The organism is Marinobacter sp. LV10R510-11A (assembly GCF_900215155.1).
GTDB lineage: Bacteria > Pseudomonadota > Gammaproteobacteria > Pseudomonadales > Oleiphilaceae > Marinobacter.
In genome coordinates, this window is the sequence record NZ_LT907980.1 from 1,244,210 (window position 1) to 1,268,100 (window position 23,891).

Below are 23,891 nucleotides of genomic sequence, written 5' to 3' on the forward strand. Positions count from 1 at the left end.
CCAAGTTTGGTGGCGGGGGTAACTTCATTGAGTCAAATCAACTTTAGACCGCACTTTTTCATAGTCCTCACTGCTTGGACGGCGAATTGTGAACCTAATATCAATCCGTCTATTCTTACTAAAATCCGACTCTGTTTTCTGGTTCTTTATTACAGGTCTGGTTTCCGCATAGCCACTGACAGAAAAAAGCGTTTTATTGTCGCCATTTTCAAGATCGCCGAGCTTGCCTCGTTCAGGTAGGGCCTGCTCCCAGAACTGCCAAAGAGAAATAGCCCGGAACGTCGACAGGCACCAGTTCCCTTTGGAACCACACAATTTTCCATAGAACGGGCGACTGTCGGTATGACCCTCTACAAAAACGGTATCCAGATAACTTGAACGGTCCTCTTTAGAAATTAGCTGGTGCAGGACCTCACCGATTTCATAGGCTATATCCTGATACTGACGGCCAATTTCATTTGCGCCAGTATCAAATCCGAGCAGTTGATTTGGAATCCTCAGGACCGTGCTATTCTCACTGACCTCAACCTGAATTCCCCTTTTTTGCAGAATGTCAGCGGCTTCCGTCAATATGTTTCGCCGGACTTCTTCCGCCTTTCGAAGCATGGAAATTTCTTCCTCGACCTCAACGACTTGCTCCTGCAGCCGCTCACGCTCTTTTTCCGCCTGCTCCTGTAATTCCATGAGCTGGAGTATCAGAATCACAGACGCCAGGATGAAGATAACAAGAAGCCCGGACATGACGTCGGAGAATGACATCCAGTATGGATTCTCCTCGTCGACCGCTATCGGCTTTTCAGAGCGCAGCAACGCCATCAACGAGCCTCCAGTTCATCAAGAATGCTGCTCATGTTCTCAACGACTCTGAGCATAGAATCCGCATAAGCCCTTGAGCTGGTGTCCCACTTCTCCATTCGGTCTTTCATTTGTTGATTGACTTGCGAGGAGTAGGACGAAAGCCAGGACTCCGCCTGTTTTTCAATTTCCAAAACCTGATTTGCCATATTTTCAGACAAGTCGTTGAACTCGGTTTTAATGGATCTGAGCCATTCCTGTTGGTGACTCTTTAGCTCGCCGAAGCCCTCATTCGTCAGTTTGGCCGCGTTGCTATACTGTTCGATACTTTCCCGGACGGTTTGCTGGAGCCCTTCAAGCAAACGCGACTGTTCACTCAACCTTTCTGTCAGGGCAGAATTTTGTTCACCTGCAGACTCGATGCCAGACAAAACATCAGTCATCTGGGTACCAAGCATTTCTGTGGCCTGGCGTACTTGAGTGCTGAGCATGCCAAGTTGATTTGAGCTGCTATCCAGATGTTTACTGCTGGTAGACATAGACTCAGTAACCAGCCCCAGCTGATCCAGGATTTCTCGGTGCTGCTCTGCCAGCTGCAAGCTCTGTTGCTGTGTTGTCCTAACAGTCTCGGCAATATTGTTCAGGAGACTTTGCTGCTGTTCGGAGACCTTTTGGTTTTGCTCTCTGAATCGATCTTGCTGGAGATTCTCCCTCTCGTCCGAAGCGGTCATTTGAGCGTTGAGACGGCCGATCATTTCTTCCGTCATTCCGCTGAAGCTTTGCTCCATCGCCTCCTGACGATGAGTGGCAGTTTCAGCGGCTTTCTGATTACGATCCTCAGCTGCTTCCAATTGCTGCTCAACTCGTTCAGAAAAATTCCCCATCAGTTTATCGAAGCGTTCGTCCAGCGCTTTTTGGCTGTTTGCCGAAGACTCAGTAACCTTTGCGATTTGCTCATCGAATCGTCCGGCCTGCTGTTGTGAGCTTTCAATCTGCCGTTCCTGCTGCTCGTTAAGCTTGGTAAACAAATCACCTAGCTGGGAGCTCATACCTGTCACCGCCGTGTTGACATCCGAAGCGGCCTGTTCAAGCAAAGCACCCTGATTCTTCGCCGCACCGCTAACACCCTCGACAAAATCTCCCACCAAACGCTCTAGAACCTGATTGGATTGTTGACTGGCATTGCTCACCAATGACTCGATCGCTGGTGCCATTATATTGTTCAGTGCCGATGTGAATGCCTCCTCCATCGAATCACTGACACCCTTGATGCTTTCCTGTAACCGATCCCCTATGCGCTCGTGAAGCTCCTGCAACGCTTCTTTGCTCTCTCTGCTGCTATCAGCGATGTGCACCAAAGACTGTTCAGCAGGAATTCTCGGATAAAGGAAGTCAATTTCCTGCTGAACACTCCGGATCTGCAATAGCGCTGAGCGTTCCAGGAATTTCTCAATCATATTGAGCACAAGACTGAGGCCGATACCCCACACTGACGTCATGAAGGCGACGGAAGCGCCCTGAATGAGACTGTCGATACCACTACGCAGTTCAGAAACACCCGAGGTTGGGGCAAGATCTAGACCATTCAGACCAACCGTCAGCCCCACAAAGGTACCCAACACACCAATTGCGACAAGAAAGCTGGGAGTTGCTGCAAGCAGACGACTCCCCGTTAGACCGGTTGCTAATGTTCTGGCATTGAAAAAATGATCCGCGTCCAGGGTATTATAAAGAGACTTCTGATCGCCCGAGATCACGAGACTTTCATCGAACTCTCGCCAAACCTTGCCTATCTCGACGTTTTCGAGCTGGAGGGCTTTCTGCAAGACCTCTCGGCGGTTAGCCGCGAGTGCTTTCTTATCTTGATTGTCGATAAGACTTTTTAGCGCTCTGAATCGGCGCTTAAAGTGCACGAAATGCCGGTTTATCGCAATGAATGCGACGACGAACACGAATGCCATGACCAGCCAAAAAAGAGTGGCGAGACCTTGCGGCGAGCTCTTTGCTAATGCTGAAAAGTCCGGTAGGAGATGCCGTAGCAGATTAAGAAAGTCCATTTAGATATCCTGAATTGTTATAATGTGTTCTGTTGTCAAAGCTTAAACTTGACCGCGGGACACGTAATAAAAATTTTCTTTCAGAAGCTTACTTTCCCCATCCCATCGATAAGCACAGAGCTTCCCCCCATGCTTTCCGGCAACACTGTAATCCAGACATGCTATATGGTCATTGAGCGGTTCTGGCTCTCCACTCATCCAGTAGTGCCCAACGAACACAGATTTTTTGCCGTCATAACCAGGAAGAATATGCGCCTCCACTGGGTCGTGAGGAATCTTATCGATCTCTGAGCCAGGCACCATAGCCAAATCGCGATAGGTCAGTTTTTCTGTTTGCCACCACTTGGCTCGCACGTCGGTGCGTTTATTTTTTTCTTTATCAAGGAAGTAGTGGCCTTTCGGCAGAGGTAATTCGAGGCCTTTTAGGAGGGTTTCGATAGCGTCATAGGCCTCGCTGTCCTTGCGGCTGGCTTGCTCCCATGCATCCGAAAGCAACCGGTTTTCATCATCCGTGTATTGAGCGATTTTGCTCAGGTATTCAGGATGCCAGCAGGCGTGAACGACGCGCAGTTTCGGAAGGTCCAGGTAAACCGGCAAGGTTTTAAACCACTCAATAAAGAGTTTGTGAAGTTCGCTGTCCTCGCCTACCTGATCCAGAAATTCCTGGTGCTGGCTCTGGTTCTTATCGGTATGAGCGCGCAAATGCTCACCCTTTTGTTCCGGATCCGGCGTAGCCCAGGCGACAGCGTTGTATTCATGGTTACCCATCACGGCCAATGCTTTGCCCTTATCGACCATCGCTTTGGCAATCTGAACCGTTTCAACTTGCTCCGGGCCCCGATCCACAAAATCACCCAGGAAAATCACCTGGCGCTCGTCCGGGTGCTGCCAAACGCCGTCGATTTCTTGGTAATCCATTTTGGTGAGCAGTGCTTTAAGCTCGGTGGCGTAGCCGTGAATATCGCCAATCAAGTCGTACATCGATAGTGAGCCTTCACCGGTTACTGCATGGATTCCCGCTCACTGGAAGTAATGAGCTCTATTTCCTGACTTGTAGAGGCTTTATTGGGTACTGGCCCTTCGCGCTTGCTCAGCACCTCACCATTTTGAGCTAACAGGTAGGCTTCGTCTTTTTTGTAATAAAACCAATACTGCTGGATCTCACCCCAGATCCCAAGGTCACCACCCGTTTCGTAGATATGTTCCCGAACCTTACACTGCGCTCTGCCCAGCTGTCTGTCCATCGACAATCGCCAGAAGCCTTTAGGGAAATCCAGGTAGCGCTGGTGTTCACAGACCGCAAGGGCAAAGAGTGGCTGGCTTTTGCGCTGAAATGCAGTATCTATCCAGATGTAGGGCTTGAAAGCTGTGCGCTCTTCTTCCAGATATTTCTTGGCTCGGGTGATGCGTTGGTCTGCCAGCGGCATACCCATGCCAGTTACGGTGCACAGCGCCCGCAGAAAACCTTCGCTACTGTATTTGAAATCGAAGCCGCTATCGTCCAGGCCAAACTCCGGACTTTCCAGTACGTTCTGCAGCCGCTCAAAATTGGCGGAGGTTGGCTTTTGATAACCCATAGCCTTCAGGATCTCCTCCGACGGGATGGCAGCAGTACGCAGCATTAGGTCAGTTTTGAAGTTATCGATCATGGCTGGCTCCTTCCAGTTCATTGATGACTGGCTGCAGGACGGTGGTATTGAATGGATCGCCGTCATAAAACCAGTGACCGATTTCTTTTTCCAGGGCGGACGCTAGGTCCTGCCCTGTCTGCAAGCGCTTGGACACGTCTTCGGCGACGTAGTCGTATTCGTCGTAACAGTCGTTTTCCTTACAGCAGGTGTGCATCGGGTCACTTTCAAACAAGGCTCTGGAGATTTGGTCGGTGGTTAGGTGCCTGTTCATTTTGCCCTCCTTTACTAAATTCATCTTAAAACGGGTATGCGACACATGGGGTCGCAGTATCAGTGAGCGCGGCTCCATGAGATCTTTGAAAAGAGGGCTCCCTTCCATCCCATTAAATGGATTTCATTTATAAAGGGCCTTGTTCATGGCCTCAATTACCGGGCTTGCCGCCTGATTTGTCACCGGCCCTTCGTTTTTTGCAATAATTTGGCCGTCCGGTGCCAACCAATAACTGCGATTGGGCGCATAAAAAAACCAGTAACGCTTGATCGTCCCCCAGATCAGCAGCTCGCCTTCCGTTTCTCGCATATGTTCCTGTACCAACTCTTGCGCTTGCACCAACTGCTGCTCCGGGGTGAGCCTTAAAAGCCATTCAGGAAATCCTAGATAACGCCTGCTTTCGAGAGCCGCCAACACAAAAACAGGCTGGTTTTCACGTTTAAAATCGGTGTCTACCCACAGATAAGGCTTGAATGAAGCGCGGTCATCGTCTGTTTGGCGTTTAATACGAGCAATATTTGCGGCACATTCATCCAAAGGCAACTCTAGTGCCCGGCACAGCTCATGGACGAATTCATGGCTCTGGTATCTAAAATCATAACCGCCAACTTCCAGCCCCAGGGTTGAACTGCTCAGCACCTTTTGTAGGCGTTCGAGGTTAGTCGCTGACGGTTTGTGGTATCCCATTTTTTTGAGAATGGCTTCGCGAGACGATTCCGACTCGTTAACCTGCGCAATCAGGTCTGCTCTGAAATTGTCGATCATTCGGCCTCCTTGATTAACGCTGACAATGAAGCTGCGCCGTTACGCTCCCAATAAGATCAGCTGCTCCGCCATGGCTGAAATGGTCCCGCCCCACGACAAAGGCTCCAGCCAGCTGATGGGTATTGCCTATTTGCCCCATGCGGCCCTGGCAATCGGGCCGGTAACGGCACCCACGTTCTCGGCATCGTCACTCAGGTTTGCCGCTGTTGTTAGGTATATGTTCATTTCACCCTACTTTATTGATTTCATCTTAAAACGGATACGCGACATATGGAGTCGCTTTAGCCTGCTAGTCTGGCAATAGAGTATAAAAACAGGGAGAAAACGTATGAACCGTGCAGGAAAAGAAATGGCTAAGAAGCGTGCAGAAGAACGCAAAGGCCTGAGTGCGGAGGAGGTTTTTAAGCTGGATCAGCTCAAATCGCTCACCAGGAAAGTTCACTTCGAAATGTTTCCAGAGGAATACGACGAGCAAATGGATTCTATTTCAGATGCCCAAGACCGCCGCCGGGGCAAAAACCCAATGTGTGCTGAGTACGTTGCCAAGGTGAACGATCGTCGAAAAGTGTTGGGGGTTTCGCCGCTGGGTGACAATGGCATGCCTACTGATAAGGAAAGCTGGGAGGTTGCCCACACTGAAGCGGAAAGACGATGCCACAATTAATAGAACAAAAGTTTTTTATTGCGGTATCGGGAACCAGTAGTACGTATCGTTTAAGGTGAGGCCGGCCGCGAACTGCAGGTTCATTCACTGAATCCATTCCTTTATCGACTCAAGCATTGTTATTCCTTATCTCCTGCCATGGCTGCCATTTACCGACCAATGCTAACAAGGCAATGCGACATTGCTTGTCGCCTATTACGGCGTTTATGGGAAGAGCGCGAGAGCAATCGGAACTCAGAAGTTACCGCGTGCGCGCGAGACCTTGCGCTAGGGTGGATGCAGTCTCCTGACGTAACCAGTCCGGCTTAACAATATCGCAATGGACTGCTTGTGCGGTCAGCCACCAGCGAAGATCCTGGGTATCGCCAACGGTCACGGTGATTTCGAAGGTCTCTTCGTCGATATCCTTCGTGACCTGGTCAAAGCCAAGTGGCGATTCCATCAGCTGGTTTAGAGCCGGTTTATCACATCGAAGGTGCAAAAATATCGGCTCCCTGGATTTGAGTATGCCCATGGCGCCGGAATGAATGTAGAGGTCCAGATCAAAATCTTCCGGCCGCTCAACAGGCTCTTCGACCAGTTCTCCAGCTGACGCACGGTGAAGTACCAACTGGCGGAAGCCTTCCCGGCCGTCAATCATTCCAATGAGATAAACGTTGGGATCGCGAAATATCAATCCAAACGGATGCACGCGAATGTCTTCCGGTGCCGGCCAGGTTCTCGCCTGGTAGGTCAGGCTGCACTGGTAAGCCTTCAGCAGAGCCTCCGTTACCGTTTCGAGTACATCCGCATTGATCGCGGGACGCTGGCCACTGAGCCCTCGGTTTATCACCCGCACGCGGTCTGGCCATTTTCCAAGCGGGTTTTTACCTCTGACCAGTGACTTCTGGGCCTCATCGAAGTGGGGCTTCAGATGGGAAAGTGCCCTCGGGGGCAAGATAGGGGTCAGGTAAGCTCTTGCCAACTCAAACGTGAGTGCAGCGGGCAAGTCCAGTGCGGGGATAACATTGATCGTGGCCTCGCGATCGAACGACCAGCCATAAGGCCGAGTGTTCTCATCGACCTGCAACGGAAAATAAGCGCTCAGTTTTTCCAAATCCCTTTGAATTGAGCGCATGGTCACGGAGAACTCTCGATCCTCCAACCGAGACGCAAGTTCGCTGGTTGTGATTGAGCGTGGATAACGAGGCACCATTCGGAGCATCGTGAGGTAACGGACGGCGGTGCTGGACATGGTGCTTTCCTTGCCAGGTTTTCCATCGGGGCAGACAACGGATTCTGTGGCGTCACTCTAGTCAAACTTGATAGAGGAAGCCAGAAAACTGGAAAACTGCAGGCTTAACCGACCTGTGAACACGCCCCCTGCTAACGGGGAATTCGCGTGCTACCCCACACCTGGTAACGCTTGCCAATCCGTCGTGTATGCCGGCGAAAGATGCGTCCGCCGCATGGCATAAACCTCAGGCCCGGCCTGTCGGGCCATATAGAGGGTTGCTCTGGATTTCCGGTTGATCTCGTCCATCACAGCCATCAGCCTCTGGGATTTCTCAGCACTGGGTTTGCCGGCATCCGCTGTTTCAAACAAGTCGTCCTGCAAGCCGGTTTCATCCATCAGTTCACTGAGCATCACGCCGGCCTTGGCGTAGTCGTAACCCTCACGATACATGGATCGGAGCAGATTCAACGCCTGTTGCACTAAAACGCGGGAATCCTGAGTGGCGTTTATCAGGCGGATAGAGGCACTTCTTGAGTATTGGGAGGCCGATGTTTTAAAAGGATTGGTACGGACAAACACCATCAGCTCCCCGGCGTATTGCTGACCGCCCCTGAGTTTTTCTGTCGCTCTGCTGACATAGTGCGCCACCGCTTCTTCCAGATCTGCCAGGGCCTGAATCGGTTGGCCGAACGATCGAGAGCACATGATCTGCTTTTTCGGCGGCGGTGCGTCCTCCCACGGCAGACAGTGAATGCCGTTGAGCTCCCGGGCGGTTCGTTCCAGTACAACCGAGAAACGGTTCCTGAGTGTGGCCAGGTCGGTATCCGCCAATTGTAACGCAGTGACAATACCCATCGTGTGGAGTTTGGCGGTGAGCTTGCGCCCGACACCCCAGACCTCTGCTACCGGCACGCGAGCCATCAGTCGCCGTTGCCGGAGCGGGTCGGTGAGGTCCACGACCCCGCCCGTGGCCCGGTATTTTTTCGCGCCATAGTTCGCCAGTTTTGACAGTGTTCGGGTCGGGGCTATGCCGAAGCGACGGATTTCGTCTTTGATATGGTGAACTGGCACACCCATTTTGATCCCAAGCGCTTTCGCTTCTTTCGAACGGGCCACCACACAGCCATCGTTATTTGAGAGAACCACAACCGGTGTGTCCCGCAGATCCGGCCGGAAGAGCTTCTCGCAAGAGGCGTAAAAGTTATTGCAATCAACGAGCGCAAAGACCGGTTGCGTCATCCGGCTTTGGTCTGTTCCCGATACAGTGCCGCGCCCAGGGCCTCGAAGTAGGTCTGAAAGGTATCGTTAATTCGCTGTCGCTGGACGCCCGCCGGGTACAGCCCCGCCTGGGCCTCGTCGGAATACACCGTGCCCCGCACCAGAAAGCTGTTACGGGGCTGGCTGTCTTCGACGAAAGCTTCAAACGCCCGGGCACAAAGCTCTTCCGGTTTGGCGTAATAGAGAAGTTTCAGTCGTTGATCGGCCTTCTGTGAGGCAAGAAACAGCGGACTGGGTGACGCACCATCTTCGGTAAGCAAGATAGCCTGAAAGCAGTTGCTCAGCCGTTCATTAAGCGGATGCTCTTTCTGGTTCGCGCTGTTCAGCCAGCCACTGGAGGCAAAACCATGCCTATCCAGATTCCGGAACGCCTTGTTTCCCATGTAGTGGTCGAAGGCGTGGAACCATTCATGGGCGAGACTCCCTGCTCCGGCGTTTTTGGCTAACGCCAACTGCCGAGTCGCCGGGATATAATGTGCGGCCACCCCTAGCCGCCCACCAATTCCGTACTGCAGGCCCAGCGAGCCTCGCAGGGAAACAAGTGCTTCCGGCCCCTGAAGAATGGTCATCAGATTGATCAGCGCCCGATAGAACCGACCAGCCGCTCTGTCCCGCTCTTCAGGGGTTACCCAACGCCCAACTTCGATGTTACGAAAATCGAATCGGCGCCTCACTGTGATAAAGGACACCGAAGCTTGTGCCGTCATGACTACCCCTTTCATTTCAGTGACTGAATCAGATTTAACATCAGCGAAATTCGCAGCTTACGCCAATTACTGTTTTTATGTGGCGCTGTTGTGCTTACCTGTTGGCAGGCCACTCCAAACTGGGAATCGCCCCCCGAACCCAAACAATATCTTGAAACTCCTCCCTTTCGTCCATAAAGCGGAACCACGCCAGGTAATTGTCCACGCGGGCCGTTCCGACACCGTGGAAGCGCTTAAGCCAACCCTTCCAGCGTTGGGTAAAATTGTTCAGGGTCTGGATGTGGTAAACACCCTCAACAACCCGGCTGTTATCCTTCGCAATCAATCGCTTATGCTCAAGATGGTCAAACGTCTTCACCATTTCTACATAGGAAAGGTTGCCATCTGTGCACAAGACGGAGTTCTCGCGGATCACTGGGGCCAAGGCTGCGATAATTTCCTCCTTAGTGTCGTGCTCTAGAACATGGTGGGTAATGTGTCCGGAGCGATCCAGCGCCAATGCGATGGGCACCTGAGTCACCTTACCGCCCCCACGTTTACGGGCTGGCCGAGGCATCGTCTTTTTTCCCTTGAAGGACTCCGGCAGGAATGTCTCGTCGGCCTCGATGATGCCGGACAACGACGTAGCCTTATGATCTCTGGGACTGCTTAGAAAGGCATGACGCCAGCGAAAGGCCGTGCGTAGGCTGACACCGGTCACCTTGGCCGCTTTGCGTAGGGATAGGCCATAGCGCATCGTTTCCACATACTCTAGCCAGAGCTCTTCTTTACGCATGCGGTACAGCGGGCTACCCACCAGCGCGTTGAAGGTCTTTGCGCAATGTTTACAGCGGTAGCGCTGGCGCTCATTCCCGGATGATCCCCAGCGAATAAACATCTTGGACTGACAATAAGGGCACTGGGTAACCGCCTCTTCACTGGCCGTCAGCGTCTCGTAAACAGCATCCAGTTTGACGCGTTTTTCAATATGATGCCGTAGCTTTTTCAGCTGTGGGGTGGTGAAGTCAGGAACGCGGCGTAGAAGGTCGTTGAAATCATCGTGCTGCACGGTAGCCTCCAAATACATTCAGGTATGGAGTAAGTGTAGACCACCAACAGGTAAGCACAACAGCGCCTTTTATGTACAGTATACTGAAGACCAACGCTTGGAGAGTCAATACGAGCAGTGTGAGTTATCAAACTCACATATAAATGTACTAACGAATGCCAGTCCTTATGGGCCCTTATGGCCAGTGGGGGCAGATGCACCGCACAGGCCTTGTATTTTGTATACTGTCCCCGGTTTTGCGCTTTGGCTTCCCGGGTTGACGAACTAACCTATGGACATTGATGGAACAGGGGTAGCAGATTTGAAAATTCGATTAACTGAATTCAGCCACGGTGCGGGCTGCGGCTGTAAGATTGCACCGGATGTTTTAGAGCGAATCTTGCAAACCAAGGTTCCACAGTTTTCAGATCCCCGGCTGCTGGTGGGAAATGAAAGCCGAGATGATGCGGCCGTCGTCGATATTGGTAACGGGATAGGCATTATCAGCACAACAGACTTTTTTATGCCTGTTGTTGATGACCCGTATGACTTTGGGCGAATTGCTGCCGCCAACGCCATCAGCGATGTTTATGCCATGGGCGGTAAGCCGCTGATGGCAATTGCAATTCTAGGATGGCCCGTGAATGCTCTGGCTCCGGAGATTGCATCCAAAGTGATAGATGGCGGCCGAATGATATGCGGCCAGGCAGGCATTACGCTGGCTGGTGGTCACAGTATTGACGCACCGGAGCCAATCTTTGGGCTTGCTGTTACCGGTCAGGTTGCCACTGATCGGATTATGCGTAATGACCGTGCCCGTGAAGGTGACCTGCTTTATCTCACTAAGCCGCTCGGCGTCGGCATTCTCACCAGCGCATCGAAGAAAGGTCTACTGACAGACGCTGACCTGGCTTTGGCCGTGGAGAACATGACAACGCTCAATAAGCCAGGGTTGGTATTTGCAGAAATAGATGGCGTGCACGCAATGACAGACGTTACCGGCTTTGGGTTAGCTGGGCATCTTCTTGAAGTTTGTCGCGGTAGCGGGTTGTCTGCCAAAGTGAATTTGCGTGCGCTGCCGGTAATGCCGAACCTGTCCCCTTATATTGAGGCTGGGTGCATCCCCGGAGGCACTTATCGTAATGCAACGGCCTTTGGTTCTTGTGTTCACAATATGACGGAGAGTGGTTCTCTTATCATGTGTGACCCTCAAACAAGTGGTGGCTTGCTAGTGGCTGTGGCTCCTTCTGCAAGGGTAGAATTCGAGCAAGCCGCGAAAAGCCAGGGAATTACGGCCAGCCCGTTTGGGGAAATGGTGGCGCAGTCTGGTGGTGCAAGCAGCAGCCTTCTTTATGTGGAGTGACTGAGCTGATTTCATTGTTTGGTGGTTGTATTGCCGGGAGCCTAGCCGACGGGTTCATTCAGCGGATGGTTATCGCACTAAGGGTTCGGGCAAGCTCGATCATCGGCGCGGGATAGACACCGAGCAGTATCACCAATCCCACTACAGCAAGCACTGCCAGCCCCCCTGCCCGAATGCCCCAATCATCGGATGCGTCGCGACGGTGCATTCCCGGCTCGGCCATAAACAGTGTGATTATAACCCTCAGATAGTAGTAAAGCCCGATGGCGCTGCCAAGGATGATGCCACCCACCAGCCACCAGCTCTGGGCTTCAACGCCCAGAGCAATTAGATAAAACTTGCCGATGAAGCCGACGGTCGCCGGAATGCCCGCCAACGACAGCATAGCCACGGTCAGTACTGCGGTCAGGTACGGGCGCCGCCAGAACAGGCCGCGATAGTGGTGCAGCCCTGCTGCGTCTTCGCCGCTGGCAGTGCTCGAGATCAGAATGACCACGCCAAACGCCGCCAGAGTGCTCAACACGTAGGTGATCAGGTAGACCCCTCCCGTTTCCGCCGCCAGACCGTCCGCGACCACCAGCACGATCAGCAGGTAGCCGAAATGAGCAATCGACGAATAGCCAAGTATGCGCTTGAGGTTAGACTGCGTCAGCGCCAGCAGGTTGCCGATTAGCATGCTGGCAAGTGCCAGCCAGGTAAGCACCGTGCGCAGCCAGTCACCTTGCAGGGCTGGCACCGACAGCATCAGTCGCATAAGCAACACGAACACCGCCACTTTGCTGGCGGTGGCCAGAAAGGTGGTCGCCGGCGCCGGCCCACCCTCGTAGACGTCCGGGGTCCATAGATGAAATGGCACTACTGAAAGCTTGAAACCCAGACCCACGAGCATCAGGCCAACGCCCGCCAGGCCCCAGACACCGGTGTTCGAATCAAGGCTAGCCATCAAAACGTCGATCCGTAACTCACCAGTCTGAGCATAGAGCAGCGCCATACCGAACAGTAAAAAAGCGCTGGCGGCGGCAGAAAGAATCAGGTATTTAATGCCGGCTTCAAGGGAGCGCTGCTCATGGTAAGCGTAGGCCAGCATTCCATAGAGCGGCATGGATAACAGCTCCAGGCCGATGAACAGACTGGCCAGATGCTGACTCGCTGCCAGCACCAGGCCCCCAGCCGCCGCGCACAGCAGCAGAACATAGAACTCTTCGCGGGCGCCGTGAAAAGTCTCAAGATAGGCATGGGACAGGATCGCGCAAACCAGACTCGACGCCAGTATCAAGATCCCGGCCAATAGCGCCAGACCATCAAAATCGAGCAGTGGCGTGTGTACAGGAATCACCCGCCAGGCAAACACCTGAGCGATCAAAGCCAGCCCCAGACCCAATACGCTGGCAGCAACCGTTACGGCGTGCTCGCGACGCCAGGCGATACCAAGCATTACCGCGACAGCCGTCGCGGCCACCAGCATCATGGGCAGATAGGCGATAAGAGCAGCAACGGGCATCAGCGGGCCTCCGGCATCAGCATAGTGGTCGCACCCGGCCCGGTATCGACTCCCGGCTCAGGGGCGCCCGGGATCTCGAACAGCCGATGCACCTCGCCCATGGCGGCGTCGGTGGTATCAAGTAGCGGCTGGGGGTAGATGCCAAGCCATATCAGGAGCACGACGATGCTCAGCATCATGGCAAATTCTCGGGTATCAAGCCCCTTTAACGGCGTCTCGCTGCGTGGCGGGCCATAGTGCACGCGCTGCATCAGGATCAGCGAATAGATCGCCGCCAATACCAAGCCAAAACTCGCGATCACCACCACCCAGGGTGCCGTGGCAAAGGTGCCGAACAGCACCATAAATTCGCCGACGAAATTGGCGGTGACCGGTATTCCCAGCGAAGCAGCAATAAAGAACAGCCAGAACCCCGGCAGACTCCCCAGTCGTCCCCATAGTCCGCCCATCTTATCCATCTCACGAGTATGCAGGCGCTCGTATAGCTGTCCGCTTAGGATAAATAACCCTGCGGCAGAAAAGGCGTGGGCCAGCATCAGTATCACCACGCCCTGCAAAGCCAGCACAGAGCCGGAATAAATGCCGATCAGCACGAACCCCATGTGGGCGATACTGGTATAGGCGATGAAACGTTTAACGTTCTGCTGCCCGCAGGCGAGTATTGCACCGTAGTAAATACCCAGTAGCCCAAGCCCCATGGCGATGGGCGCGAATGCCTGGGAGGCCTCTGGAAACAGCGGCAAAGCAAAACGCATCATGCCGTAGGCGGCAGTTTTAAGAAGTATCCCTGCCAGATCTACGCTGCCGGCGGTAGGTGCCTGAGCATGGGCATCCGGCAGCCAACCGTGCAGCGGCACCACCGGAAGTTTGACCGCGAAGGCGATAAAGAAACCCAACATCAACCACGTGGAAAGTGTCGGCGACAGCGTGGTCTCCAGCAGCACCTGATAGCTGAAAGAGTACTCACCGGTGTTGGCATGATGAGCGAACACCAACCCCAAGATAGAGACCAACATCAACAGCCCGCTGGCCTGGGTATAGATGAAGAATTTGGTGGCCGCGCCAATACGGGTTTTGCCCTTTGCACCGCTGTGGCCCCAAAGGGCAATCAGGAAGTACATCGGCACCAACATCAGCTCCCAAAAGAAGAAAAACAGGAACAGGTCAATAGCCAAAAACACGCCGGTAACGCCGGTGAGAATCCACAGCAAGTTAAGGTGGAAGAAACCAATCCGGCGTACAATTTCGTTCCACGAACACAGCACCGCCAACACGCCGAGAAAGCTGGTTAGCGCGATCAATACCAGCGACAAACCATCCATGGCAAGGTGAAAGCTGATGCCAAAGCGCTCGATCCAGTCCACCTGATATTCCAGCGCCCACCGGGTTGCCGTGCCATCTAGCGCGGGCATATGAAAATCGAGCTGCGTCCACAGCCACAGCGAGATCAACAGCTCGGCCAGCATGGTGGCAAGCGCGATCCAGCGCGTTGGCTTATCGCCAAACCGCTCAATCTGCCAGCATAAGAGCCCCCCGATGAAAGGGATCACGATTAACCACACCAGTATCATAAGCGTTGCATCTCCTTATCCGGGTTGTGCATCATTCCTAGAACACCAGCGCCAGGCTCAGCAGGATCAGCGTGGCCCCGACCACCATGGTGGCAGCATACCCACGCAGCTTGCCGGTCTGGGTGCGAGAGAGTCCGAAATGCACAGCACGCAAAGCATGGGCAATCAAACGGAAGAAGGCGTCAAACAGATCGCCCCGCATTATTCGAACTAAGCCGCGATAGGGCCGTACCAGAAGCCAATCGAAAACAATGTCAAAACCCCACGCAAGGTTCCACCAAGCCCACAACCCAGCACCGATGCCCTGCTGAGTGATGTGTGTTAGCCAGTCGCGCTTGATGATAAACAACCAGGCGCCCAAGCCAAGACCGATCAACGCCGTGGCCGACGCGATCAACTCAAGTGCGGTATGCCCCGCTTCCATGCCCTCGCCGGGACTAACCGGTAAGACCCCGCTCAGCGGCGGCACAATCCAGGCGCCTAGGAAAGTCGAGAGCACGGCCAAGATCACCAGTGGCAGACCATGGGCCAAGCCTCGCCCTGCCTTGGAATGACGGGCACCGTCGCTCTTCATTTCACCATGGAAGATGCCAATGACCAGACGCGTGGTGTATAGAGAGGTCAACAACGCGCCAATTAAACCGGCGATCAGTAGCCCTTGTTGATCCGCCGCGAAGGCCTGCCAGAGAATTTCATCTTTGCTGTAGAAGCCTGCAGTAACCAACGGCAAAGCCACCAGTGCGGCACCACCGACAATAAAGCCCATGTAGGCAAGAGGCAGCTTGCGCCATAGGCCGCCGAGACGGCGTATATCCTGTTCGTGATGACAACTGATGATCACCGCCCCGGCTGAGAGAAACAGCAGTGCTTTAAAGAAGGCATGAACCATCAAATGGAAGACGGCCGCGTCGAAAGCGCCAACTCCCAGCGCAAGAAACATATAACCAATTTGGCTCATGGTGGAATAGGCCAGTACCCGTTTGATGTCGGTCTGGGCCAAGGCTGCGAAGCCAGCCATCAGTAGCGTCAGGGCACCGATCAGCCCCGTCAGGAAGAGTGCCGTAGGTGCCAGCTCAAATATCCCGTGCATGCGCGCGATCAAATACACCCCAGCGGTGACCATGGTCGCGGCGTGGATCAGGGCCGACACTGGCGTGGGGCCGGCCATGGCGTCGGCAAGCCAGGTGTGCAGCGGTAGTTGGGCAGACTTACCCACGGCTCCACCCAGTAGTAACAGTGCCGCCAGCTCCACCGTTGAATCCCCGGCTTGCCACATCTGCGGTGCGAGAGAAAGGATCTCGGCAATGTTCAGGGTGCCGAGTTTAGCAAACAGCAAAAACATACCTATGGCCAGGAACACATCGCCGATGCGGGTAATGATGAAGGCTTTGAACCCTGCCCAGCCGTTGGCACTGTTCTGATAGTAGTAGCCGATCAGCAGGTAGCTGCACATGCCGACCCCTTCCCAGCCCAGGAACAGCAGCAGCAGATTATCACCTAGTACCAGTAGTACCATGCTGAACACGAACAGGTTCATGTAGGTGTAAAAACGCGTAACGCCTTCATCGCCGCGCATGTACCAAGCGGCAAACAAATGAATCAGAAAGCCCACGCCGGTAATAATGCCGAGCATGGTCAGCGACAGCCCATCCAGGGCCAACCCAATAGTTGGCTGAAACTCCCCCACGGATATCCAGGTCCACAGGGTCACGATTTGAGGATGGCTGGCGTTCGCCGCGTCGTTGACAAAACCCAGTGTCAGCAATGCGGTGACCAACGCGGCCAGTCCCACGCTGCCGACTCCCACAATGGAACTGATACGATAGCCAAGCTTGCCCCGGGAAAAGGCCAGAATCAGCGTTCCTGCCAGAGGTAGCAGGAACGTTAGCGGCAGCAATAGCGCCGTCGAAAGCAGTGACGTTATCATGTCCATTATCCACGCATCCTGCTGACCGCATCGATATCCAGGGATTTGAAGCGTTGGTGCAGTTGAATCAACAACGCCAAGCCGACCGCGGCCTCTGCAGCCGCCAGCGTGATCACCAGCAGAAACATGACCTGGCCTTCCGGCTGCTGCCAGGCCGCGCCGGCGACGATAAAGGCAAGCCCCGCGGCGTTGAGCATGATCTCAAGGCTCATCAGTATAAAGATCATATTGCGCCTGAACATCAGGCCAGCCAGCCCCAGCGCGAACAGAATGGCTGCCAACACCAGACCATGTTCCATGGGTACACCGTTCATGGAGCTTCCTTGCCAATCTTTGAATCCGACCCTAGCTGGCGTAAACGTCCGACATGAGAGGCCGTGACCAGCGCTGCCAGCAGCAGCAAAGCGCTGAGTTCCACTACCAGCAGCCAAGGGCCGAACAGAATCGTGCCCACCTGCTTGGCGCTCAGCACATCACCCTGCACCAGCACGCCCCCATCGCCGCGCAACAGTAAGTCGATCAGCGTCAGCAGCAAGACACCGGCGAGCAGCGATGGCCCCAGCCACGTGCGCGGTTGCAACCAGGCGCGCTCCTGGGCGACCGCCGCCTCGCCCAGGTTAAGCATCATCACCACAAAAACGAACAGCACCATGATTGCTCCGGCGTAGACGATAATCTCAAGCGCCCCCGCGAAGGGCGCACCCAGGGCAAAGAACACCATGGCCACGGCCAGCAATGACACCACCAGATACAGCACCCCATGCACTGGATTGGGATTGCTGATAACCCCCAGGGTCGCCAGCACCGCGACCAGACCGCTCAGGTAAAATGCGTATTCCATGTTTCTCTCTCCATTCTTCTCCCCTCCTTTCCGCTTCTCTCCAGCGTAGCGTAGCGGCGCTGGCGATGCGGCTTCAGGGAAGCAGCGTGGTGACCTTGATCGGCTCGTATTCCGCCACGCCCTTACCCTTGTCTTTGCCGGCGATGGCCATGCCCGCTACCTTGTAGAAATTATAGTTGTGGTCCTTGCCAGGGCCGCTAATCAACAGATCTTCCTTTTCATATACCAGCTCTTGGCGGTTGTATTCACCCATCTCGAAGTCTGGCGTTAGCTGGATCGCCGAGGTCGGGCAGGCTTCTTCACACATGCCGCAAAAAATGCAGCGCGAAAAGTTAATGCGAAAGAATTCGGGGTACCAGCGCCCATCTTCCCTTTCGCCCTTCTCCAACGAGATACAAGCCACCGGACAGGCAACGGCGCACAGATTGCAGGCCACGCAACGTTCCTCGCCATCCGGATCCCGGGTCAGCACAATGCGCCCGCGATAACGCGGCGACAGATAGACTTCTTCTTCCGGATAGTTGACGGTTTCGCGCTTGCGAAACCCATGCATAAAAACCATACCCAGGGTGCGCAATTGCGACCAAGTACCTTTTAAAAGTCCCTTGTACATAGCAGTTGCTCCTCGTTCATGATCGGTTCGAATGCTCTTATCCTGGCGCCACAAGCAGTATCACTGCGCCGGTTACCAGCAGGTTGATCAGCGTTAGCGGCAAACAGACAATCCAGCCGAAAGTCATCACCCGGTCGTAACGCGGCCGAGGCAGCGAGGCCCGCACTAGAATGAACAGCATCAAAAAGACACTGATCTTGAGTACAAACCAGACAATGGGTGGCAGCAGCGGCCCGTGCCAACCGCCGAAGAATAGCGTCACCACAAGCGCGGAAATCAGCAGCATGCCGACATATTCGCCAATAAAGAACATGCCAAATTTCATGGAGGAGTATTCAACGTGATAGCCGTCTGCCAGCTCCTGCTCCGCTTCGGGCTGATCGAAGGGGTGACGGTGCACCACCGCGAAGCCGGCAATAAGAAAGTTACAGAAACCCAGAAACTGGGGAACGATATACCACAGGTCCTGCTGAGCGTTGACGATCTCGCGCAGGTTGAAGGTGCCCGCCATGGCAACAACACCCATCAATGACAGCCCCATGAATACCTCATAGGAGATGGTCTGAGCCGAAGAGCGCATGGCACCGATCAGCGCATACTTGTTGGCACTGGCCCAGCCGCCCAGCAGCACCGAGTAGACATTAATGCCGCCCATGGCCAGAAAGAACAGCAAGCCGATGTTCCAGTCCGCCACGCCCCAGCCCGGCGTGATGGGGATAATCATGAACGACAACAACAGCGATGCCATAGCAATCGCCGGGGCCAGCACGAAGAGAGTCCGGTCGGCAAAGGGCGGTATCCAGTCTTCCTTGAAGAAGATCTTGATCATATCGGCGACCACTTGCAGAGAGCCGAAGGGGCCCACCCGGTTGGGACCGTAACGGTCTTGCCACCAGCCCAGCAGGCGACGCTCTACCACCGTGAGGATTGCCCCCACCAGCACCGCTACCAGCAGAATGACCACTGCCTGGATCATGGCCACGGCGATATCCATCACCGCCGGGGTCAACCATTCGGGTCGCCAGTTACCAAGGGTTATCCAGCTCATTCGCGCGCCTCCTTATGGTCGGGGCCCGAAGCCTCAAGCCTGGCCCAATCGCCGCTGCTGAATTCGCTGGATATTCCTGCCGGTATGCTGACGATACCGGCCGGTAAACGCTGATCGCAGCGTAATGGCAGGGTAAGACACGCGGTCTCTGTTTCCAGTGTCAGCGATGCGCCCTGCTCAAACCCCCGCCGTGCCGCATCTGCGCTGGATAAACCAATGGTCGGCAGTTCCGCACGTTCTTCAATGGGCGCGGAGCGGGAGGAAGTTTCCTCGCCGCCAAACAGTCGCGGCAACACCAGCAGCTGCCAACGATCCTGTTGCGGTTCGAAGGCCGCGGGGATATCGCTGGCATAGCGATACGCACCGGGGCGCGGCGCAACCAGGCGCACGCCGGGATCGCCGCCACGCAGATGTCCGCCCACTTCGTCGGTAAACTTGTTCCACGCCTGGTGCGAGTTCCAGCCTGGCGCCCAGGCGAACGGCACTTCCTTACGAGGCCGATCGAAACCACTGTAACCTTCCATGGAAAAGGTGAAGGGCGTATCCGGATCTTGAGGCGTTCGCGGTTCGCTCACCGCTATGTTGGCACGCAGAGACGTTCGCCCACTGAAGCGATGTGGGGCCCGGGCCAACTTAACGCCTTTAACTCGATAATCCGCGCTTAGAGAGCTCGCAACAATGTCTGCCAGTGCCGGATAATCCTGGGCACAGGCCTCAGTGGCCTGGTCCAAAGTAATGGTGCTGTCCTCGCCGCGAATGAGGCTGATACGCAGGGCGTGTAGCCAGCGCCAGCTTTCGTGAATGCGGGACTCCGGCCGCATATAGCTCGTATCGAAGACCTGGTAGAACCGCTGGGCCCGGCCTTCCAGATTGACCAGCGTGCCGTCCGCCTCGGTGAAACTGGCGGCGGCCAAGCCAAGCCTGGCGCGCTGCCAGGTGCGGGTGCGCTGGTGATCAAGCACGACCAACGCGGTTGCCGTATCTAATGCGGCCTCAACCCGCGCTTCCGGCAGCCGGACGTACAGGTCGTTTTCCAAAACCACGAGGGCATCTGCCCGGCCTTCGACGATTTCATCCAGAGCCCACTCCAGTGGACGACCGCCCAGCATGGTAAGGCCGGTGCTGTTGGCTTCCCGGCGTATCAACATCAGCCCGGCGCGCCTGGCGCGCCGTGACAGCGCACGGGCAATACTGCCCGCCGCATCGAGCACCTGGGTTGATTCCAATGAGCCACCGCTGATCACCAGCGGTCTTTTTGCTGCCATCAGTTGCCTGGCCACTGCCTGCGCCGCCGTGGCAAGGGTTTCATCAAGCCCTGTCACCGCCGGTGCGTTCTCATCGATAATATGGGCAATGGCGAAACCCAAGCGGGCGATGTCCGCAGGCGCTAACTGCCAGCTACCGGCACTGATCTCGTCGAGTTCGGTGGCGCTGGGGTAGGCGATGAACAGTGGGTGTCGGTTGTCCTGGGCGAGGATCTTGACCGCTTCGGCGTTCCAGATTGGGATGCCACGTTCTTCCGCCAAAGCATCGCGCCGGGCCAGCACTGCCTGGCGCAATGACAATGCCAGACGTGCCGCGCTGTGCATCAGGTCCTCGCCAAGCACCAACACTGCGTCGTGGGCCTCCACCTCCCGCACTGTGGGAATCGGCAAGCCGCAAGAGCTCTCCAGTTCCGCCATACGCTCAAGACAAGCCTGCTCAGCGGCGGCGACACCACTAGAGAAGTTGTCCCGGCCGACTAACTTGATCAGCTGATGATTGCTTTCCAGGCTGGCCCGTGGCGAACCTATGCCAATCACCCGTTTGGCGCTGCGCAGCAGATCAGCGCCGCGATCCAGCGCCGGGTCGACTTCCAAGATGACGGTGTTATCCGCTTGCTCACTACGCCATTCAGGCTGGCGCGGCCGGTCGGTGCGATTGACGTAGCCGTAGCCGAAACGTCCGCGATCGCATAAGAAGTAACGGTTAAGTTCACCGTGATAGCGATTCTCAATGCGGCGAATCTCACCGTAGCGCTCCCCCGGGCTGATATTGCAGCCCACCGCGCACTGATGGCAGACACTGGGCGCAAACTGCATGTCCCATTTGCGGACGTAGCGATCCGAGTGGGTTTGATCAGTGAACACGCCGGTGGGGCACACTTCGGTCAGGTTGCCGGCAAACGGACTCTCCAGAACGCCTTCCTGATGGCGCCCGAAATACAAGTTGTTGTTCGAGCCGAAGACGCCGAGATCTGTGCCGCCGGCGTAGTCGTTGTAGAAGCGCACGCAGCGATAGCAGTTGATACAGCGATTCATCTCATGGGCAACAAACGGCCCCAGGTACTGGTTGCGGTGGGTGCGCTTGCGAAAATCGTAGCGGCGCCGGCTGTGGCCGGTCATCACCGTCACGTCTTGCAGATGACAGTGGCCGCCTTCTTCGCAGACCGGACAATCGTGAGGGTGATAGGTCATCAACCACTCCACCACCTCCGACCGGAATGTCTTGGCTTCCTCGTCGGCGATGGAGATCCAGCTATTGTCTGTAGAAGGCGTCATGCACGACATCACCAGTTTGCCCTGGGTGTCGTCCTTGTCCTTGTACTGCTTGACCGCGCACTGACGACAGGCACCAATGCTGTCCATGGCCGGGTGCCAGCAGAAATACGGAATGTCCAGCCCCAAAGACAGGCAGGCGTGCAGCAGATTATCCGCGCCGTCTACTTCGTAGGCTTTGCCGTCCACGTGAATCGTCGCCATCAGCTCACCCCTTCCAGCGATGTACTAGCGATGCCAGCCTCAAATTCTGCCCGGAAGAGTTTGAGGGCCGATTCCAGCGGCATCATTGCCCCCGGCGCATGGGCGCAGAAAGTACGCGGAGAATTCAGCCCTAAGGTGTGCTGCTCGAGGATCTCGATATACTCTGGCTTGCCTTCACCTCTCTCCAGCGCCTGCAGGATTTTTACTGTCCAAGGCAGACCATCGCGACAAGGGGTGCACCAGCCGCAGGACTCCCGGGCAAAGAATTGCTCAAGGTTGCGCAGCAGCGAGACGATGCTCTGGCGCTCACTGACCACAGCTATCAGACCGGTGCCAAGACGGCTGCCGTATTGTCCGATCGTATCAAAGTCCATGGGCAGATCGAGATGCTCCGGCAACAGAAAACCGGTGCTGCCGCCACCGGGCAGCCAGGCCTTGAGGGTATGGCCCTCGCGCATACCGCCGGCGCGTTCGAGGATCTCCCGGCCGCTGGTGCCAATGGGCAGCTCCCAGAGGCCCGGACGTTCGACTAACCCGGAGACGCCATACAGCTTTGTGCCACCATCCCCACTGAGCCCGCCGGATAGTCCTTGATACCAGTCTGCACCGTGCTGCATAACGCTAGGCACATTGCACAGAGTCTCCACGTTGTTAACCACCGTGGGTTTGCCCCAGGCGCCAGATTGGCCGGGAAACGGCGGCTTGGCCCGGGGGTTAGCGCGCTTACCTTCCAGGGAATTGATCAGTGCGGTTTCTTCACCGCAGATGTAGCGCCCGGCACCTGTGTGTAAGGCGATATCGAAATCGAAGCCGCTGCCGGCGATGTCGCTTCCCAGCAGGCCGGCCTGCCGTGCCTCTTCGATGGCCAGGGCCACGGAGCGCGCCGCCTCCACGTATTCGCCGCGCAGGAAAATATAGCCATAACAAGAGCGGTTGGCATAGCCCGCGATGATCATGCTTTCAATCAGCAGGTGCGGCAGCTGTTCCAGCAGCAGGCGATCTTTGAAGGTACCCGGCTCCATCTCGTCGGCATTACAGATCAGGTAGCCACGGGGCAGATGATCTCCTACCTGTGTCAGGCCCCACTTGACCCCGGCGGAGAAACCACCGCCGCCCCGGCCACGCACATTGGCCTGTTTCATGGTGTCGATTATGTCGGCAGGTGTGCGCTGTGTCAGGGTTTGTCTTGCGCTCTGATAACCCTCCTTCGCACAATATTCCTCGAACCCGACCCGGGCGCCGTCCTCGCGTAGTCGCCAGGTCAACGGGTGTGTCTCAGCGTGGCGCTCCTCGGCACTCTGGCGCAGCTGGCAGTGATAGCGCAGCCGTGAATCTTTCGGTATCACCGTCATGGATAGGCCTCCAGAAGTTCATCCAGGTCGTCTGCTTCGATGGGGCCGAAAGTATCATCGCCAATCATCATCGCAGGGCCGCGATCGCAGGCTCCCAGGCAGCACACCGGCAGCAGAGTAAAGCGGCCATCTCCCGTAGTCTGGCCGAAGCCTATGCCGAGACGCTCACTCAAAACCTCGCTCAACGCTTCATAGCCGGTGAGGAAGCATGAGCTGCTATCGCACAGCAGGATCACATGACGCCCCACGGGCTGGCGAAAGATCAGGCTGTAGAAGGTAGCAACGCCCTCCACCGCTCCGGCACCGACGCCGAGCGTTTCGGCGATGGTAGCAATCGCTCCATCTGGCACCCAGCCGTGGCGTTTTTGCACGATTTTCAGCGCCTCAATGCAGGCTGCCTGGGGCTGCTCGTAATGGTCGCGTTCCGTGAGCATGGCTCGGCGATCGTCCTCGTGCAGCTGAAAGCCATCGGTTGCGATGAGGTCTGTGGCTGTGCTGAAGGGTATGAATGTTTGCGGCATAA

The 23,891-nt window shown here is 55.5% G+C and carries 23 protein-coding genes; 3 read left to right on the top strand and 20 right to left on the bottom strand.

What is annotated here, in order from left to right; genetic code table 11:
• Window positions 1-24: 24 nt before the first annotated feature.
• The 6 genes from CPH80_RS05970 to CPH80_RS05995 all read right to left on the bottom strand — a co-directional run bounded on the left by CPH80_RS05970 (window position 25) and on the right by CPH80_RS05995 (window position 5,519).
• On the bottom strand, window positions 25-816 hold the full coding sequence (locus tag CPH80_RS05970) for a flagellar motor protein MotB (protein ID WP_096276076.1): 792 nt from the start codon (window positions 814-816) through the stop codon (window positions 25-27).
• Window positions 816-2,852, bottom strand: coding sequence for an anti-phage ZorAB system protein ZorA (gene zorA / locus CPH80_RS05975; RefSeq protein WP_096276078.1), 2,037 nt, complete (start codon window positions 2,850-2,852; stop codon window positions 816-818). The genes CPH80_RS05970 and zorA overlap by 1 nt, the downstream gene beginning before the upstream one ends.
• Window positions 2,853-2,894: 42 nt before the next feature.
• Window positions 2,895-3,833, bottom strand: a complete 939-nt coding sequence (locus CPH80_RS05980) for a metallophosphoesterase (RefSeq protein ID WP_096276080.1) — start codon at window positions 3,831-3,833, stop codon at window positions 2,895-2,897.
• 20 nt (window positions 3,834-3,853) lie between these two features.
• Window positions 3,854-4,501, bottom strand: a complete 648-nt coding sequence (locus CPH80_RS05985) for a hypothetical protein (RefSeq protein ID WP_096276082.1) — start codon at window positions 4,499-4,501, stop codon at window positions 3,854-3,856.
• A complete protein-coding gene (locus CPH80_RS05990) occupies window positions 4,491-4,754 on the bottom strand; it encodes a hypothetical protein (protein ID WP_096276084.1) in 264 nt (87 codons plus the stop codon). The genes CPH80_RS05985 and CPH80_RS05990 overlap by 11 nt, the downstream gene beginning before the upstream one ends.
• Before the next feature lie 123 nt (window positions 4,755-4,877).
• Complete coding sequence (locus CPH80_RS05995) at window positions 4,878-5,519, bottom strand: hypothetical protein (RefSeq protein WP_096276086.1); 642 nt, start codon at window positions 5,517-5,519, stop codon at window positions 4,878-4,880.
• A 70-nt stretch (window positions 5,520-5,589) separates the two neighbouring features.
• Here CPH80_RS05995 and CPH80_RS06000 point away from each other — a divergent pair, with 70 nt between their 5' ends.
• Together CPH80_RS06000 and CPH80_RS06005 are read left to right on the top strand one after the other, a co-directional pair.
• Window positions 5,590-5,823 carry a hypothetical protein gene (locus CPH80_RS06000; protein ID WP_157746860.1) on the top strand — a complete coding sequence of 78 codons (234 nt, stop codon included), beginning with the start codon at window positions 5,590-5,592 and terminating at the stop codon, window positions 5,821-5,823.
• 24 nt (window positions 5,824-5,847) lie between these two features.
• The gene (locus tag CPH80_RS06005; protein WP_096276090.1) at window positions 5,848-6,183 is read left to right on the top strand and encodes a hypothetical protein; all 336 of its coding nucleotides are present in this window, start codon (window positions 5,848-5,850) and stop codon (window positions 6,181-6,183) included.
• A 241-nt stretch (window positions 6,184-6,424) separates the two neighbouring features.
• On the opposite strand, the gene CPH80_RS06010 is transcribed toward CPH80_RS06005, so the two are convergent.
• The 4 genes from CPH80_RS06010 to CPH80_RS06025 all read right to left on the bottom strand — a co-directional run bounded on the left by CPH80_RS06010 (window position 6,425) and on the right by CPH80_RS06025 (window position 10,450).
• The gene (locus tag CPH80_RS06010; RefSeq protein WP_096276092.1) at window positions 6,425-7,417 is read right to left on the bottom strand and encodes a helix-turn-helix transcriptional regulator; all 993 of its coding nucleotides are present in this window, start codon (window positions 7,415-7,417) and stop codon (window positions 6,425-6,427) included.
• Between the two features lie 150 nt (window positions 7,418-7,567).
• Window positions 7,568-8,638, bottom strand: coding sequence for a DUF4113 domain-containing protein (locus CPH80_RS06015; RefSeq protein WP_096276094.1), 1,071 nt, complete (start codon window positions 8,636-8,638; stop codon window positions 7,568-7,570).
• Window positions 8,635-9,384 carry a CLCA_X family protein gene (locus tag CPH80_RS06020; RefSeq protein WP_096276096.1) on the bottom strand — a complete coding sequence of 250 codons (750 nt, stop codon included), beginning with the start codon at window positions 9,382-9,384 and terminating at the stop codon, window positions 8,635-8,637. The genes CPH80_RS06015 and CPH80_RS06020 overlap by 4 nt, the downstream gene beginning before the upstream one ends.
• 94 nt (window positions 9,385-9,478) lie before the next feature.
• Complete coding sequence (locus CPH80_RS06025) at window positions 9,479-10,450, bottom strand: IS1595 family transposase (protein WP_096276098.1); 972 nt, start codon at window positions 10,448-10,450, stop codon at window positions 9,479-9,481.
• A gap of 283 nt (window positions 10,451-10,733) precedes the next feature.
• Between CPH80_RS06025 and selD the strand changes: the two genes are divergently transcribed.
• Window positions 10,734-11,774, top strand: a complete 1,041-nt coding sequence (selD, locus tag CPH80_RS06030; RefSeq protein WP_227520376.1) for a selenide, water dikinase SelD — start codon at window positions 10,734-10,736, stop codon at window positions 11,772-11,774.
• Window positions 11,775-11,832: 58 nt separating this feature from the next.
• On the opposite strand, the gene nuoN is transcribed toward selD, so the two are convergent.
• The 10 genes from nuoN to nuoE form a co-directional block, all read right to left on the bottom strand.
• Complete coding sequence (nuoN, locus tag CPH80_RS06035; RefSeq protein ID WP_096276102.1) at window positions 11,833-13,275, bottom strand: NADH-quinone oxidoreductase subunit NuoN; 1,443 nt, start codon at window positions 13,273-13,275, stop codon at window positions 11,833-11,835.
• Window positions 13,275-14,846 (bottom strand): NADH-quinone oxidoreductase subunit M, encoded by a 1,572-nt coding sequence (gene nuoM, locus CPH80_RS06040; protein ID WP_096276104.1) that lies wholly within the window; start codon window positions 14,844-14,846, stop codon window positions 13,275-13,277. The genes nuoN and nuoM overlap by 1 nt, the downstream gene beginning before the upstream one ends.
• A 37-nt stretch (window positions 14,847-14,883) precedes the next feature.
• A complete protein-coding gene (nuoL, locus tag CPH80_RS06045; RefSeq protein WP_227520452.1) occupies window positions 14,884-16,773 on the bottom strand; it encodes an NADH-quinone oxidoreductase subunit L in 1,890 nt (629 codons plus the stop codon).
• 5 nt (window positions 16,774-16,778) lie between these two features.
• Entirely contained in the window at window positions 16,779-17,087 is a 309-nt protein-coding gene (nuoK, locus tag CPH80_RS06050; RefSeq protein ID WP_096276108.1) for an NADH-quinone oxidoreductase subunit NuoK, read from the bottom strand.
• Window positions 17,084-17,614, bottom strand: a complete 531-nt coding sequence (gene nuoJ / locus CPH80_RS06055) for an NADH-quinone oxidoreductase subunit J (protein WP_096276110.1) — start codon at window positions 17,612-17,614, stop codon at window positions 17,084-17,086. Before nuoJ ends, nuoK begins: the two co-directional genes overlap by 4 nt.
• Before the next feature lie 73 nt (window positions 17,615-17,687).
• Window positions 17,688-18,227, bottom strand: a complete 540-nt coding sequence (nuoI, locus tag CPH80_RS06060; protein ID WP_007350005.1) for an NADH-quinone oxidoreductase subunit NuoI — start codon at window positions 18,225-18,227, stop codon at window positions 17,688-17,690.
• 37 nt (window positions 18,228-18,264) lie between these two features.
• Window positions 18,265-19,275, bottom strand: coding sequence for an NADH-quinone oxidoreductase subunit NuoH (nuoH, locus tag CPH80_RS06065; RefSeq protein ID WP_096276112.1), 1,011 nt, complete (start codon window positions 19,273-19,275; stop codon window positions 18,265-18,267).
• Window positions 19,272-22,016, bottom strand: a complete 2,745-nt coding sequence (nuoG, locus tag CPH80_RS06070) for an NADH-quinone oxidoreductase subunit NuoG (RefSeq protein ID WP_096276114.1) — start codon at window positions 22,014-22,016, stop codon at window positions 19,272-19,274. Before nuoG ends, nuoH begins: the two co-directional genes overlap by 4 nt.
• Window positions 22,016-23,368, bottom strand: a complete 1,353-nt coding sequence (locus tag CPH80_RS06075; protein WP_096276116.1) for an NADH-ubiquinone oxidoreductase-F iron-sulfur binding region domain-containing protein — start codon at window positions 23,366-23,368, stop codon at window positions 22,016-22,018. The genes nuoG and CPH80_RS06075 overlap by 1 nt, the downstream gene beginning before the upstream one ends.
• A complete protein-coding gene (gene nuoE / locus CPH80_RS06080) occupies window positions 23,365-23,889 on the bottom strand; it encodes an NADH-quinone oxidoreductase subunit NuoE (protein ID WP_096276118.1) in 525 nt (174 codons plus the stop codon). Before nuoE ends, CPH80_RS06075 begins: the two co-directional genes overlap by 4 nt.
• Between the last annotated feature and the right edge of the window lie 2 nt (window positions 23,890-23,891).